The organism is Psychrobacter sp. UBA6291 (assembly GCF_002439405.1).
GTDB lineage: Bacteria > Pseudomonadota > Gammaproteobacteria > Pseudomonadales > Moraxellaceae > Psychrobacter > Psychrobacter faecalis.
Genome location: NZ_DJUD01000005.1, coordinates 1 through 15,809, shown reverse-complemented (window position 1 = coordinate 15,809; position 15,809 = coordinate 1). Strand labels below are relative to the sequence as shown.

The window sequence follows — 15,809 nt, the reverse complement described above, 5'->3', positions numbered from 1 at the left end:
TAGCGTTAAAAAAGCTTAGCTATCTAACCATAATTCTAGAAATGCACCACAGAGCGAATACTCTCACCTTTATGCATCAAGTCAAAAGCTTCGTTAATATCTTCTAATGGCATGGTATGAGTAATAAAGTCTTGTAACGGAATCTCTCCTGCTAGGTAGCGCTCGACGTAGCCTGGCAACTCTGAGCGGCCTTTGACACCACCAAATGCTGAGCCTTTCCAAACGCGACCTGTGACTAGCTGGAATGGGCGGGTTGAGATTTCTTGCCCTGCGCCCGCGACACCGATGATGACTGACTCGCCCCAACCTTTATGGCAGCACTCTAACGCTGAGCGCATGACATCGACATTACCGATACATTCAAACGAATAATCAACGCCGCCATCGGTTAATTCAACGATGACATCTTGAATCGGCTTGTCGTAATCTTTTGGATTGATGCAATCCGTCGCGCCCAATTTTTTGGCCAGCTCAAACTTACTCTCATTGATATCAATGGCAATAATACGGCTGGCCTTGGCCATTTGTGCACCGATAACCGCTGATAGTCCGATACCGCCTAAACCAAAGATAGCAACCGTTGCACCTTCTTCGACTTTTGCGGTATTCATGACGGCGCCCATACCTGTGGTCACGCCGCAACCGAGCAAGCAGACTTCTTCTAACGGTGCCTCTTTATTAACCTTGGCTAATGAAATCTCTGGCAACACCGTATATTCAGAAAAGGTTGAGCAACCCATATAATGGTAAATTGGCTCACCGTCTTTGTAAAAACGCGTCGTACCGTCTGGCATTAAGCCTTTACCTTGGGTTTCGCGTACCGCCGAGCATAGGTTGGTTTTACCTGAGCGGCACATTTTACAGACGCCGCACTCTGCGGTGTATAAAGGAATGACATGGTCGCCGACTTGCACGCTGGTGACGCCTTCGCCGATTTGCTCAACGATACCGCCGCCTTCGTGGCCTAAAATTGCAGGAAACACACCTTCTGGGTCTTCGCCAGATAAGGTGAACGCATCGGTGTGACAAACACCACTGGCGACAATTTTCACCAGTACTTCGCCTTTTTTGGGCAGCATCACATCCACTTCTTCGATAGACAATGGCTCATTTGGCCCCCACGCAATGGCGGCTTTGGATTTGATAAAGTTATCTGACATAGTATTCTCTCTTTTTAATTCATTTTATCGTTTATTAGCTGCAGACCAATTTAGCTTATAGCGCTTACTTGATAGAGGCAAGCGCTAGTTATAGCAGTTTATATTTGAGCTGTTTGTAAAGGATTCATTTTATACTGTCCATGATAGTTGTTTCTGCTGTGATAACAATATGCTATATTTGCAATTATCTTTTACACAGTGGTAATAATCATGCGCTGGGATGGCATTAGCGAGTTCGTTTATGTGGCGGAGTACGAAAGCTTTACGCGAGCAGCAAAAGAATTGGGGATTTCAACCGCGCAGGTCAGTCGGCAGATAAGCGCCTTAGAAAAACGCCTTAACATTAAATTGCTGTATCGTACGACGCGCAAGGTATCGCTGACTGAAGAAGGTCGGGTATTTTATCAGCATTGCCGCGGTGTGATTGACGGCTTAGATGCGGCCGAACAAGCCGTAAGCAACTTACAAACCAAACCGCAAGGCAGAATTAAACTGACCGCGCCTGTCACCTATGGCGAACAGCAGTTATTGCCCCTTATCAATGATTTTATGGTGCAATACCGCGATATCGAAGTGACGGCTTTTTTGAGCAATCAAAAAATTGACTTGATCGAGGGTGGTTATGATTTGGCGATTCGTATTGGCAAATTAAGCGATTCAACGATGATGGCAAAAAAACTCAGTCATCGTACCAATTTTGTCTGTGCCGCGCCCGCTTATCTAGAAAAGTACGGCGTACCATATTCTCTAGTCGACTTAAGACAACATAATTGCTTACTTGGTACGCGGGATTATTGGCACTTTATAGAAAATGATAAAAACGCTGATAAGGAAATAAACTTACGCGTCTCTGGCAGCGTACAATATAACAGCGGTCACAGCCTAGTCGATGCGGCACTAAAAGGCTTGGGTATCGTGCAGCTACCTGATTATTATGTGCAAAAACACTTAGCGTCCGGTGCACTGGTTAGCGTGTTAGATAATTACAGAGAGCCTGAGGAAGGCATTTGGGCGATTTATCCGCACAATCGTCATTTATCACCAAAAATCAGATTGCTGGTGGACTATTTGGCAGAGCGTTTATCTTAATAAAGCTTGAAAGTGGCGATTTAGGATTAAGGCTACTTATTGTTGTAAGTTAAGTAAAAATCTTATTTTGACGACTTAGCACGAGCTATTTGAGCATTTAACTCTACTTTTAGCTTTTTTGCACACTCAATAATCTTTTTACGATCGGCGGCGATAGCGCCATATTCAAGCGCGGTTTTACGCATTTGCACGGTGACGTCATAATGCGGATAGCTGGCGTTTTGATGAAATAAGCGCTTATCTACTTCAATCAATGCGGCAAAATCGTGCAACTCTTGCAAGGTATCAGCTAGCATATGGCACCATTTATAGCCTTTAAATTCTATTTGCATAAAATCTACGTAAATTGCCATATGAATCCACTCCTTTATTTTTACTAAAAATTTATCACGCCCTAAACAGCACTTTCACAAAACAGCCATTAAAACAATTCACTTGTCTCTTTCTTGAGCTGTTTAAGCCCCGTTTGATATTCGCTATCGCTGGTTGCAAGTGTGCTTAAACGGCCATAGCGTAGCTTGCGATAGTATTGTTGAATCTGCTCAATTTTTACTTGGACAGTTTTTGAGTCACCACTAGCAGTTAGCTTACTGGCATTATTATGCTTACTACTATTTTGACCACTGTCATCATCAATTACGCTTGCCAAACGCGCAAGCCAAGCCAATTGGCCTTCGCTATCATCACGAGCAAGCGACTTATCCGCTTTAGCGATGCGTTTTGAGAGTTGGGCAAGTGGCAGGTCTGCTGGATGCCAACGTTTGCGGCGACGCTGCCAGATAACAAACACAAGAATCGCCATAACGCTAATGGCACTTACTGCCAACCAAGTGATTTGCTGCATGATTGAGCGAATATTAAACCATTTAAGCAATGAGTCAGCTTGCTTATCTTGATCGTAACCAACGACGTCCTTTTGCCAATAATAGCTCGCTTGGTCTGATAGACGGCGTAAGGTTTGCAGCATTTGATACTGCTGATAGCTGATTTGTGCCCCAGCACCATCGCCGAACATTGTCGCTCCTCGCGCCTGTGTCAGCGCATCCATGCCTTGCTCGACGCGCTCAGGGGCGACAAAAGCCGTGGGATCGACACGTACCCAGCCTTGACCCTCAAGCCAGACTTCCGTCCAAGCATGCGCATCCATTTGCCGCACTTCCCAAACGTTACCGTTACGACTAGGCTCTCCGCCTTGATAGCCTGCCACTACTCGCGCAGGAATACCAGCGGCGCGCAGCATAAAGGTAAAGCTAGAAGAATAATGCTCACAAAATCCCGCTTTGGTGTTAAATAAAAACTCGTCAATACGGTTGGTATTTAAACGTGGCGGTGATAGCGTATAGCGAAATTCGGTTTGGTTTATCCAGCGCTCGATTGCCTGTATATAGCGCACGGGATCCGAGCCAGACTGGGCAAATAACTGCTGCGCCAATAGGCGTGCTTGCGGATTACCGCTACTTGGTAGTGCAAGATTGAGACGGCGCGACGCCTCAGACAGCATAGGGTCGATACGCATCGGCGCAAACTGCAAGACATCGTAGCGCAGCTGCTGGGTAACCGGCTGATCTTTTTTTAAGGTAAAATTTGAGGTAATACTGATATCTTGCTGCTGAGCAAAAGGATAATCAAGTCCAAACAGCCAGTTTTGCTGCGTTGGCTCTAAGATAATTTGATAACGATTCGGGGCAATTTTTACCTCATCAGGAACAGTCGCTAAGGCATTCGCTATCCAATTTGGCATTTGCGGCGCGGGTTGCCATTCTCGTTGCTGCGGACTGGGACGCCATGTGACCCCATCAAACTCACTAAAAACCAAGCCGCGCCAATAGAGCTGCTGTTGTGGCGGGCGCTTATCTGCAAACTCTACCCGAAAAGCTAGCTCAGTTGACTGACCCAAATTGGCAAAGTCGCCGGGCGACATACTGTCAGAGACACCTGTAGTCGCTTGCTGACCTGAGAGCTGTACTGACCATAGTGGCGGCAAGCGTGGAAAGAATAAAAACAGCACGACCAACAGCGGCAATGCGCCAATACCCAGCACGCCCAAAGTACGCAGGCGACCATCACCGCGAGTATTGCCATCATCGTTAAGCGCAATAAATGCTAACAATACAATAACCGCGCCGATGATTACCTCTACTGTCGTCACGATACCTTGATCCATTAAAAACAGTGAAGCAAGGACAAACAAAGATAAATTGAGCACCACATAAGCATCACGGCGCTTGTACAATTCCCACAGCTTACTGATAAGGCACAGTACTAAAAATGCCACACCCATATCCAGACCAAACGCCGTGTTATAAGTCAGCCATAAGCCCACAAGCCCAAGTAAGAAGCCAAGCATTTGCATGCTTTGATAGACACGTTTTAAATGCGTCAGTTTTTTAAACTTAGCTTTAATACGCGGTAGTTGGGCAATGATACTGACCAGCGCAAAACCTATGAGCCATAACGGCAAGTGCGCTGCATGCGGTAAAATAACGATAACTTGCGCAATCAATACCCAATAATAGGCTGGCAAGGCAAGTAGCTTGCGAGTCCATTTATGATGGCTGCTCACGCCATTAGGGGCACTGATATTTTGCCCCAATGCCAATTGCGCAAAGTTCGCAGGATTTATCTGTGTCTCATTTGCAGCATGGTGTTTGAAGTTGTTCATGGTGATTTTGCCAATCTTAACAAACAGGCTTGTGCAAACACCTCACCTTCGCCCATCGTTGCAGTAGCATGCTTATTAACCGTTATCTCATTGGGTAAGCGCATGTTAAATGGGACGCCAAGTTCACCCAATGTCAGCGCCCCGTACGCCATTTGCGCCAGTTTTTGTTCATGCTGCGCCGCTGGCATATCAGTATAGTCTAAGGTTTGCTCATGGCCAACAGGATCAGCGAAATGCTTGGTAAACATCCCTTGGCCGCGCGCCACGTGACCCCAAGAAACGCGTGCTAACGACTCGCCTTCGATATAGTTATCAAGCCGCTCGAAGTCGTCTTGACCTTGGCGATATTGCCCGCCTATCGGCAAATCCTCCGGACTGGCAATGGCATATTGTGCTTGCCAGTCAAATACTTCAGGTTTTGGGTAAACCCACGCGCTACGGGCGAAATAGACATATGACCATGCACGCATAATCCCTAAGGGGTAAACGGTTTTTATTTTTAATCTTGGTAGTTGCAACTGCCCACGACGATAAGTCTGCACCGGCAAACGAATGATTTGCTCGTCTTGTAGGCGCGTGACCAATACTGAGAGCTGACTATCAGCATTAATCTCATGTTGGTTATCGTTGTTTTTATCGGCTTTTTTATAAGGCTTTTGCTCAGTCTGCTCAGAGGCAACTTGCTCAAAGGTAAATAATAACTGTCGTCTTGGTCGGCGGCTGTCATTACGCAGCTGCAACGTGACCCAAACAGGCGCGCCGGCTTCTGCCATGGTGACATCAAGCAGACGGACTTGCAGACCCGAGATATGGGCGAAGGTTACATGAAAGCTAATGAGCCAGACGCTAATGAGATAAAAGCACAGCCCCAATACCAAGTTATTACCATAGTTGATACCAGCGATAAAGGTGATGATTAATAAAACGGCAAACAGCAACCCTTCACGGCTAAAAAAGATATAGACGTTACGCAAATTCAGCGTCGCATTATCGCTTTTGGGCGCACGCGCGGCAAACCAACGGCTTAATAATGATCTAGCTGGTACGGTTAAGGCTTTTGGCAATATGCTCATGACTACCCTATCCTTACCATAAAAAATTTGCACGATTAAATAACGACAGCCACGTCTGCCAATATACGTTGGGCGATGGTTTGTGTGACTTGTCCGCCAGTCACGTGTGCAGGCACGAAACGCTGGCCAAGTCGATGGTCAGTGACCGCCGCAAACACCGCTTGAATATCTTCAGGCGTCACTTCCATATGTCCCGATACATAAGCATAGGCTTGCGCCGCACGCTGTAGTGATAGTACGCCACGCGGTGATAAACCATGATAATCAAAGCTTGCACGCGTTTTTGCAACCAGTCTTTGCAGATAATCCAATACTACATCAGCGACATAAACCTGCTTGACGCCTTGCTGCGCTAATAGGACCGCCTCGGTATCTAGTACGGCGCCAAGCTGTTTTAATAGCTCACGGCGATTTTGTCCCTTTAACAGCTCGCGCTCAGCGGCAGGCGATGGATAACCAAGTGACAAACACAATAAAAACCTGTCCAGCTGCGATTCAGGCAGCGGATAAACGCCCGCTTGCTGCAAAGGGTTTTGGGTAGCAATGACAAAAAACGGCTGCGGCAATGGATAGGTGTGCCCATCTTGCGTCACTTGCCGCTCTTCCATCGCTTCTAATAACGCACTTTGGGTTTTAGGGCTAGAGCGATTGATCTCATCGGCGAGTAACAGCTGCGTAAAGATAGGACCGGGACGAAACTCGAATTGCTGCTGACTTTGATCAAAAATACTCATACCCAAGATATCTGCTGGCAGCATATCATTGGTAAATTGCACACGGCTAAAACTCAACCCGAGCAATTGCGCCAAGCCTTGCGCCAACGTCGTTTTACCCATACCTGGCAGATCTTGCAACAATAAATGCCCGCCTGCCAAAATACCACTGAGCGCCAGTTTAACCACCTCGGGTTTATCTAGCACTATTTGATTTAATTGCGCCATTAACTGAGCAATTTTTTGCTGATTATGGCGATAGTCATTGGTGGCTTGGTTCATTATCGATTCTTGGCTCATTTTTTAATGAAATAGGTTTAAAAAAGAATACTTCTCTGTCAGGTATTTCTCAATCAGGCGTTGCTGCTATTTTGTTTCATCAACTGTTGGTACCGGTGCCCGCAGCGTAGATAAATAGGCAATCACATCGGCACGCTCCTTACTATCGGGCATCGGATCTGACAGCATTTTTGAATCGGGCATGGCTTTTTCAGCATCAGCGATATAAGTGTCTAATGTTTTGGCATCCCATACCCAACCTGATGTCGTCAGCCCTTCGCTATAGGTATAATCCTCTAGCTCAGCGGCATTTGCGCCATAAATATTCATCAGCTGCGGCCCTTTTTTATTGAGCCCAGGGTTAAGCTGATGACACTGACCGCATGCGTCTTGGTATATCAGCGCCCCGTTATCGGCATCGCCCTCAGTATAAAGCGGCAGCGTAACCGGATCTCGATAATCAGGCGGTGTTTTCTCACAAGCGGTGAGCAATAGCATAGCGGCACATACAGCGCCTAATGGGTATCTTTTGATAATAGACATGGTGGAATAATCTTAAATTGAGGAGCAGAGGCTATGTATGCGCCTACCTTCACCATAATACAAGGTAAAAAGGATAAACAAACATAACGCTGCGTAGAAGTATATATCGTTGCTAACCGTTAAACAGGGCTAATGTAACATGAAGTTTATTTACCCAAATTTAGCTCTCGCTTGCCACTTTTATGGTATTACTAGGTGCTTCTAAATAATAACCCTGTAAGTAGCGTGCGCCCACGCTCCACGCGACTGACATGGTCGCCGCATCTTCAATATATGGCATCAAGACATCAACGCTAATTTCATTGGTACGCATGATGAGCGACTTAACCGTTTCTAAATTCTCAGGGTTATCAATCCCTTCGACATAATTGCGGGCTAAGCGCACCATATCAGGCTGCACAAAATTGGCCAGCTCAACCGACTTAGCTGATGAGCCAAAATTATTAATGCCCAGCAGGCAGTTGACTTGGTTAAGCGCTTTAAATTGCGATTTTGCGACAGTCAAATGATCGGCAATGTCTTTTTCATTAAACTGTAAGGTTAACGCGCCCGCTTTACCACCGACAGCATTGATGAGTTGACTAGCAACGCTCGGCAGTTTTTTATCTATCAACGACGCATTGGTCAGTTGTACCAATAACCTTGCATCTGGATGGGATTTACGCACGTCATTGATTTTTTTACAGGCATTAATCAATATCCAGCGGTCAATTTTTTCAAGGAGCTTGTGCGCTTTGGCCACCGCCATAAACTGGTCGGGGGTCAATACGGTATTATTTGCATCCGCTAGTGGCAAACGCAGATATACCTCAAAGAAATCACTACGATCATGATTGATGTCATATATGGGCTGGAAAGACAGCTCAAAGCGATTATTAGCAATGGCATCGACTAAAGACTCAGCAAGGGCATGATCATCACTATTGGCATGTTCGCTGGCGTCATATAGATGGTATTTATCACCGTGATTGGAGGTTTCAATCATAATTTGATTGATAGCATCTAGCGCCCGCTCAAGCAAAACTTTTGGCTCTGGCGTATTTTTTTCTATCTTCACGATCGCAATACTTGCTGTGGTACTTAACGTCCGTTTATCTACCTCAATAAACATCTGACTAATAGTCGAACCAATTTTCTCAGCCAATTTTTCAAGCACAGCGGTATTTTGATTTTCTACTAAGATGGTAAAAGCCGTATCGCTAAAGCGGCTCACATAGCTGTCTGCTGCTACCTCATTTGTCATTAGCTCATCTAAGGCATAGGCGACTTGCTGCACGGTGGTATCAACACCTTGTAAACCTAAGCTGCTTCTAATCTTACCCACATTATCGAGTTGAATATAAAATAATCCTGCCGTCAAAGTGCCTTGTTTTGCTTGTTCATACACTTTAGTCAGCTGCAATTCAAAACCGAGGCGATTATCAATACCCGTTAAGCTGTCTTTACGTTCGGCTGCTGCCAAACGCTTGGCAACGTCGGCGCTATTAGTGTTATTTTGCTGAATAATGATTTGGGTAACGGGCTCACCATCAAGCGTCGCGACTGCAAGCTGTAATTTTGCTTCAAAGGTACTGCCATCGGTACGTTTGCTTTCAAAATTAAACTCAACATCTTTGCGGTTGCCTTTATCAAATTGACGTAAAAACTGCTTAAAGGCTTTGACATTATCACCGCCTGCTATTAAATCAATTACCGGTATACCAATAATGTCATTCATTGATTCAAAACCAAACAACTGTAAGTACGGGTCATTGGCAAAAATATGAATACCTTGATCGATATAAGCAACGGCACTTTTAGAGTTTTTAATCAGCACATTGGCGCGCTGCTCTGCTTCAGAGATGACATGCTGTAAAGTTTTAAGCTGTTGACGACTGCGTAGGTTGTCATGGAGCAAACAAATCGCCATGACTACTGCCATTTCTTGATCGGCGCTCAGCGCTTTGACCATTGTGCCATTTAAAATAGAGGGTAAGCCCGCTTCGTTATGAGCATTGGCTATCGTATCTTTATTTATCAAACAAACCGATGGCAAATCAATACCTTGCTCTTGGACAATACCGACCACCTCGGTAAAGTTCATATCATAAGCTTGCCCAAACACCAAGGTATCCCACGGCTGGCGTAACGCCTTTAGCAGCTCCTCTTTATCATCTAAAAACCCCAAGTTCACACTATCATAATATGAACCTAGCAAGTCGACGATACGCTCAGCATAAAGCTGGTCATCATCGATTACTAATAAGTTTAGGATGGACTGAGTACGCATAAGAAGCCTTTTAAATGGTAGTAGCGGTTTTGTCATTATAAACAATAATGTAATCGACTGCTGCTTAAGTTACAACCTCAATGCGATGTTATAAACTCTTAAACAAACTTAAACCAAACTCACTTAGCCTATGATCAAGTCTTAAGTATTGATCGTCCTAAACTTATCTAAGCTATTAATAGATAACTATTTAAAGTTGTACCACTTCATATTGGCTAAACTCGTCGTTCATCATTAAACGCCGTACCAAGCGCAATGTTTTTTGTTTGCTATCAATACGCATCATGACTTTATCTCCTACTTGAAAATGGGAAGTCGGCACGATCAAACTACAAACAGTCTGTAATTGCTCATCGCCCCCAACGACAAGCGCTGGTACAAAATGCCGACTGCGATTGTCTCTATTGTGCAGACGAATACCACAGGCGATGAGCTGATGACCAAGTACTTGCCAATCAATTTCAGGCTTTTCGCTATCCATTTCACGCCAACGCACCACACCTATTGACCAGTCAGGTGACGCTGATTGATGAGGACGACATAATAAGAACAGACTCATAATACGCAGTGACGGCGGTGCCATAGAAGTCAGCACATCATTATTAGCAATCCTTGCTATATCTTTTATCGCTTTAGGACTATAGTCTTTTTCGAGGGTATCATTTGTCTCTCTGCTTTTTATTGATGCCTCAGAGCCAAAAAATGAATGAACGTTTTTGCACGCCATATGCTCAGCCGTTGCCACTGGTTCTTTTGGTTTGGGCAATAATCGCAAGGTACGAAAAATAGAAAAATCGTCATTATTGACAGCGCCATCATTAAATCTACCGTCAAATGTCTCTACCGCTAACCCTTTATCGTTGGCATGTTTTTTTGGCAAGGTATCGTAGCGGGGTTGCTGATAATCTGGCAGCACTTTAGCGACAATCAAACTTGATAAGCTTTGCTGGTTACTGACGCGGTAATGAATGTCATTGAATCGCGTGATGACGTAAGCCTCTTGTTTGGCACTTTGCTTGATGGGTAGTGTCAAGCGAGGCTGGATATAGCGATAGCTTAATGTCATGGCAACCGTGTTAAGCAAGCAATATTCAGCGCCTTCTCGACCTTCCTCGATAAGTTTATCCCTACGCGATTTCAAATGAGCGACCAGCGCCGCTAACTCGATAAATACACAATCATGATGGGCATCATAAGGATTGATCGCACAATGGGCGGTCAAATACGTCGGTGCGCTGTCACTATTTAAATTGACGAACACCTTTGTCTCCGTCTGCGGCTCTACTGTTATAATAAGGTGTTCACTCCACTCTAATAGCAAACGCTGTACCATCAAGATATTGGCTCGGCGCATGGCACGCACGTTTAACAAGCTATGCAAACATAACTGAGCATATAACTGATGGATAGTATCCGCACAGTAGGTGGTGATATAAGTACTGACATCAATATCCACTGTCCGCTGTTGGCAAGCCATATAGTAGAGCTGATTAATATTAGACCATAAGGACGCTGTAGGCTTTTGATAGCAAAGCGCTTCTTCAAACAGTAACTTTTGATACATCAGCAGCGTCTGATAGGTTGCAATGGCCAAAGTAATCGGCGAGGATTTGTCATTGATAAAATAGCGCTGCCACAGATTGATGGCTGATTGCGACTCATTATCTGCTAAAAGAATAATCTCTCGTTTTATAACGCCGTCGTAACCCATAATCATTAAATAGTACAGCGACTTCACTTGTGCCACATAATCCAACTGATAAGCGTTGAAAGCCTGCGTCTCATAGATATAATGCTGGCGCAGCAGCGCAATCAGCTGATTGGCCGCATCCAGCACAATATTAAATAGCGTCAGACGTTGTCGATCATCTATATTTGCCGTGCGCAATTCTGTAAGCACTTGTTCTAATTGCTCTATTTGCTGCGTCTCTGTTTGCAGGGGCAACAGCGCAGCCCATTTGCGCAAATGCTGCTCATCGCTATTAAACGATCTAGGCAATGGTTGCGATAAGGGCGCATTCGTTATTAAATACTGCTGAAATGTCGATAAATTTACCATTACTATCCTTAGTAATTGCGTAGGCTATCAATAGAAGTCTATCTCTAGAATTTACCTTTATAGACGACGACACTTAAGTACAAACCACTCGGGCACAAACTATTTAGGCATAGATCTCAAATTGACTGCTCACTGACCACTTTATGAGTTTGACTCAGAGTACTTTAACAGTGCCTATTTATGAGAATTTTTAAACTTATCACTAAAAATTACTATTAATAATAATTTAATCGTTATTTGTCTACTAAAATTCTGATGTACCATATTGCCTATTTTAAGTTTCATTGTAAATATCAATCGGTACTTTAAAGGGTTTATTCGGTAGTTCGCGCACCAATTTTGGCACTAAATAACCAGGTAATGCTGCCAGTAACGACCAATAAAGCGCAATAACAGCTTGCTCGTCACTATCAAAATGGGCAGCACCAGCTACCTTATCCAATACGTATAGATAATAAGGCAGGACGCCAGCAGCAAACAAGCGCTGACTCAATGCCGTTTGCACCGTCACGCTATCATTAATACCCTTTAACAGTACCGCTTGGTTTAATAAAGTGACGCCCGCTGCGCGCGCACGCTGCAAATACTCAGCGGTCAGCGCATCAATCTCATTGGCATGATTACAATGAATCACCATCACTATTTGGCAGCGACTTTGCGACAGTCTTTCTAATAGCGCCTCATCTAAACGCGCTGGAATGACCAATGGCAAACGGGTATGCAGCCTGATGGTGGTCAGTTGCGGAATCGCCTCTAAGGTATCGAGCCAAGCAAATAAGCGTCTGTTGGTAACATTTAACGGGTCACCGCCGCTTAAAATCACCTCGTTAATCTCAGAATGGGCGCTAATATAATTGATAATATGCTCTTTGGCATCGGCGGTTGGCATATTGGCGCTATAGTCAAAATGCTGACGAAAACAGTAACGACAATGGATGGCGCAAGCACCCGTAATGGTTAATAAGACTCTTGATTGGTATTTATGCAGTAAACCTTTCACCGGATTGTGCGTATTCTCGCTTAAAGGGTCTGCCACATAACCGGTCACAGCAATTTGTTCTTGTTTATTGGGCAATACTTGTTTAAGCAAAGGGTCATCAACGTCACCAACCGTCATTTTTGCCACAAAACCGCGCGGCACACGCAGCACAAAATGCTCAGGTATATAAACCTCTGAGCGCAATGATTCAAGCTTTAGTAGCTCAAGCAACTCATCAATAGAGGTTATCGCTTCGGATAATTGCGTTTGCCAGTTTTTTTGTGTGATTAAATGGTTTATCATGACAACCTTATACCTGTGCCCAAAAGCCGCTATTATACGCTCTTAGTACGTCTGCTATCAAAGCATACGAATTATTCATAAACCTCGAGCGTCATAGACAGCTTTAGCACAGCAAGGCGCAAACCCCACATCCAATTATTGATGACAATACTTACAACCCTTAGGAGTCTTCCGTGGCAAGTTTTTCTACTAACGAATTTAAAGCTGGTCTCAAAGTCATGCTCGATGGCAACCCGTATGCCATTCTTGAGAATGAGTTTGTCAAACCGGGTAAGGGGCAAGCCTTTAACCGTGTCAAAATGCGCAACTTACGCAGTGGTCGCGTGCTCGAGCAGACGTTTAAATCAGGCGATAGCTTGGAAGCGGCGGATGTGCTAGACACTGAAATGAACTATCTTTATAACGATGGTGAGTTTTGGCACTTTATGCACCCTGAGAGTTTTGAGCAATTACAAGCCGACAAAACCGCGGTTGGTGATGCGCTAAAATGGCTAAAAGAAAACAGTAACGCGCTTTGCACCATCACCCTATTCAATGGTGTGCCGTTATCGGTCACGCCGCCTAACTTTGTTGAACTGCAAATTACTGAAACCGATCCAGGTGTGCGCGGAGATACGTCAGGTGGTGGCGGCAAACCTGCAACCCTAGAGACAGGTGCTGTGGTACGTGTACCGTTATTTGTCCAGCAAGGTGAAGTGGTTCGTGTTGACACCCGTACTGGTGATTACCAAACGCGCGTTAACTAAGCGTCTTTATCTCGTTTAAAAAAAGCTTAACCGCTATTAGGGGTTAAGCTTTTTTAATGTCAAATGCTTTTTAGATGAGGAAATTATTCTTCCATCGATTGCTTATACATCAGCCAGTATTGCACCAAGGCATTAAGCTGCTCTTGTTTAAAGGGTTTGGTGCAATAATCCTGCATACCGACATCAAGATATTTTTTACGCTCACCATCCATCGCATTGGCGGTCAAGGCGATGATAGGCGGCAATGCTTGCGGGTCATAAAGCTCATGCAGCTTAATCGTCGCTTGTACACCATCCATAATCGGCATGTGATGATCCATCAAAATGACATCATACTGCTCAGGATTTAACGCAAAAACCTCTATGGCTTGTTGTCCATCCGTGACGTGAGTGACCGTATGACCGCTATTGTTCAGTGCTTTTTTAGCAATCATGGCATTGACGCTATCATCTTCAACCAGCAATATATGACCAGTAAGCTCATGACTTGGTTCTGTCATACCAAAGTCGTTTGAGTCTTGCCAGTTCTCGTAATGCGCTTCATCGATAGGAGGTAGCGGCAATAATACGGTGAAAGTCGTACCAATACCGACGGCACTATCTACTTCGATATAGCCGCCCATCAGCTCTACCAAAGATTTACAAACTGACAGACCTAGACCTGTTCCACCATAAAGGCGATGAGTCGATTTATTGGCTTGATCATAAGCATCAAATATCGCCTCTAAAGATTCTGGCTTGATACCGACACCGGTATCTGTAACCTCAATACAAAGCGTCATGTCTTGATGATTAACCGAACCACTATCATCAGTATTATAATGAGACGCTTGCTCTACTTGTAGCTCATGACTGCATATAGACTTATGATTACCGTATTTATCCTCACAAGGGTTGTTTTCCATGTGTTTAACGTCAATGGTCACCCGTCCGCCTTCACGGGTAAATTTAATGGCGTTATTGACCAAATTCACCATGATTTGTTTGATGCGTACCGGATCACCCTTGATATAAGGCGATAATGCCTCGGTATAATGATAATCTAACGTCAAACCTCGCTGACGGGCTTTGACCGCAAACAAACTCACCACTTCGTTACAAAGGCTCGATATATTCATCGGTATAGAATCGATGGTCATTTTGCCCGACTCAACTTTTGATAAATCTAAAATACCGTTAATAATAGCCAGTAAATGCTCGTTCGAGACTTTAATATTATCGACGTACTCTTGTTGTTCAGCACTGAGCTTAGTCTCAGCGAGCATCTCAACCATACCAATGATGCCATTCATCGGCGTACGTATTTCGTGGCTCATGTTGGCCAGAAACTCTGACTTCATCTCATTAGCATGCTTGGCATGGCGCTGCTGGTCTTGAAGTTTCAAAGCATCGGCAGCCATCGCAGCAAACTGCGCCAATATATCTGCATCCTTTTCGGTAAAATCGTGGTGCGCTTGCATATCCATCAAACATAAAGAACCCAAACGATAGGTCTTGCCATCTTCGTGCATAATAATCGGCGCGCCAGCATAAAAACGCAAATATGGCGCTTCTGTCACCAACGGGTTTTGACTAAAGCGACTGTCCTCTGTCAAATCTGGCAGTACCAAAACCTCATCCGACAGGACAGTATAATTACAAATAGCCACTTTGCGCGACGTTGTACAAATACCATCGAGCCCATGCAGCGATTTTAAATACTGGGTTTCCTCATCCATAAAGGTAATGGCTACGACTGGCATATTAAAAAACAATTTCGCAAGCTCGGTTAAACGCGCAAAAGCAGGTTCTTCATTATTGTTGAGTACCTGATATTTTTTGAGTTTACTAATACGCTCAGCGTCTTCCGCAGCGACAGGATAACGATAACCGATTTCTGACGAGTTAGATGTAGACAAAATGGACTCCGTTAATTGGTGGTGTATCAAAAAGTA

12 protein-coding genes are annotated in these 15,809 nt (G+C 44.5%); 2 read left to right on the top strand and 10 right to left on the bottom strand.

From position 1 onward, the window contains the following. Positions 1–35 precede the first annotated feature (35 nt). Positions 36–1,160, bottom strand: coding sequence for an S-(hydroxymethyl)glutathione dehydrogenase/class III alcohol dehydrogenase (locus B3R91_RS00360; RefSeq protein ID WP_200662947.1), 1,125 nt, complete (start codon positions 1,158–1,160; stop codon positions 36–38). A gap of 210 nt (positions 1,161–1,370) precedes the next feature. Between B3R91_RS00360 and B3R91_RS00355 the strand changes: the two genes are divergently transcribed. Continuing rightward, complete coding sequence (locus B3R91_RS00355; RefSeq protein WP_286795749.1) at positions 1,371–2,249, top strand: LysR family transcriptional regulator; 879 nt, start codon at positions 1,371–1,373, stop codon at positions 2,247–2,249. A gap of 62 nt (positions 2,250–2,311) precedes the next feature. Here the strand turns inward: B3R91_RS00355 and B3R91_RS00350 are convergent, their stop codons facing one another. The 8 genes from B3R91_RS00350 to epmB form a co-directional block, all read right to left on the bottom strand. Next, positions 2,312–2,602, bottom strand: coding sequence for a DUF4031 domain-containing protein (locus B3R91_RS00350; protein ID WP_144296597.1), 291 nt, complete (start codon positions 2,600–2,602; stop codon positions 2,312–2,314). A gap of 68 nt (positions 2,603–2,670) precedes the next feature. Then, on the bottom strand, positions 2,671–4,911 hold the full coding sequence (locus B3R91_RS00345; protein ID WP_286795747.1) for a DUF3488 and transglutaminase-like domain-containing protein: 2,241 nt from the start codon (positions 4,909–4,911) through the stop codon (positions 2,671–2,673). Next, positions 4,908–5,984, bottom strand: coding sequence for a hypothetical protein (locus B3R91_RS00340; RefSeq protein ID WP_286795745.1), 1,077 nt, complete (start codon positions 5,982–5,984; stop codon positions 4,908–4,910). The genes B3R91_RS00345 and B3R91_RS00340 overlap by 4 nt, the downstream gene beginning before the upstream one ends. A gap of 35 nt (positions 5,985–6,019) precedes the next feature. Continuing rightward, positions 6,020–6,979 carry an AAA family ATPase gene (locus tag B3R91_RS00335; RefSeq protein ID WP_286795743.1) on the bottom strand — a complete coding sequence of 320 codons (960 nt, stop codon included), beginning with the start codon at positions 6,977–6,979 and terminating at the stop codon, positions 6,020–6,022. Between the two features lie 84 nt (positions 6,980–7,063). Further along, on the bottom strand, positions 7,064–7,519 hold the full coding sequence (locus B3R91_RS00330; protein ID WP_286795741.1) for a c-type cytochrome: 456 nt from the start codon (positions 7,517–7,519) through the stop codon (positions 7,064–7,066). A 160-nt stretch (positions 7,520–7,679) separates the two neighbouring features. Beyond that, positions 7,680–9,788, bottom strand: a complete 2,109-nt coding sequence (locus B3R91_RS00325) for an EAL domain-containing protein (protein ID WP_286795737.1) — start codon at positions 9,786–9,788, stop codon at positions 7,680–7,682. 190 nt (positions 9,789–9,978) lie between these two features. After that, entirely contained in the window at positions 9,979–11,847 is a 1,869-nt protein-coding gene (locus tag B3R91_RS00320; protein ID WP_286795734.1) for a hypothetical protein, read from the bottom strand. Between the two features lie 274 nt (positions 11,848–12,121). Next, positions 12,122–13,129, bottom strand: a complete 1,008-nt coding sequence (gene epmB, locus B3R91_RS00315) for an EF-P beta-lysylation protein EpmB (protein ID WP_286795732.1) — start codon at positions 13,127–13,129, stop codon at positions 12,122–12,124. A 173-nt stretch (positions 13,130–13,302) separates the two neighbouring features. Between epmB and efp the strand changes: the two genes are divergently transcribed. Continuing rightward, positions 13,303–13,875 carry an elongation factor P gene (efp, locus tag B3R91_RS00310; protein WP_286795731.1) on the top strand — a complete coding sequence of 191 codons (573 nt, stop codon included), beginning with the start codon at positions 13,303–13,305 and terminating at the stop codon, positions 13,873–13,875. A gap of 83 nt (positions 13,876–13,958) precedes the next feature. Here the strand turns inward: efp and B3R91_RS00305 are convergent, their stop codons facing one another. Then, positions 13,959–15,773: a GAF domain-containing hybrid sensor histidine kinase/response regulator gene (locus B3R91_RS00305; protein WP_286795729.1), complete on the bottom strand. Its 1,815-nt coding sequence runs from the start codon at positions 15,771–15,773 to the stop codon at positions 13,959–13,961. Positions 15,774–15,809 lie beyond the last annotated feature (36 nt).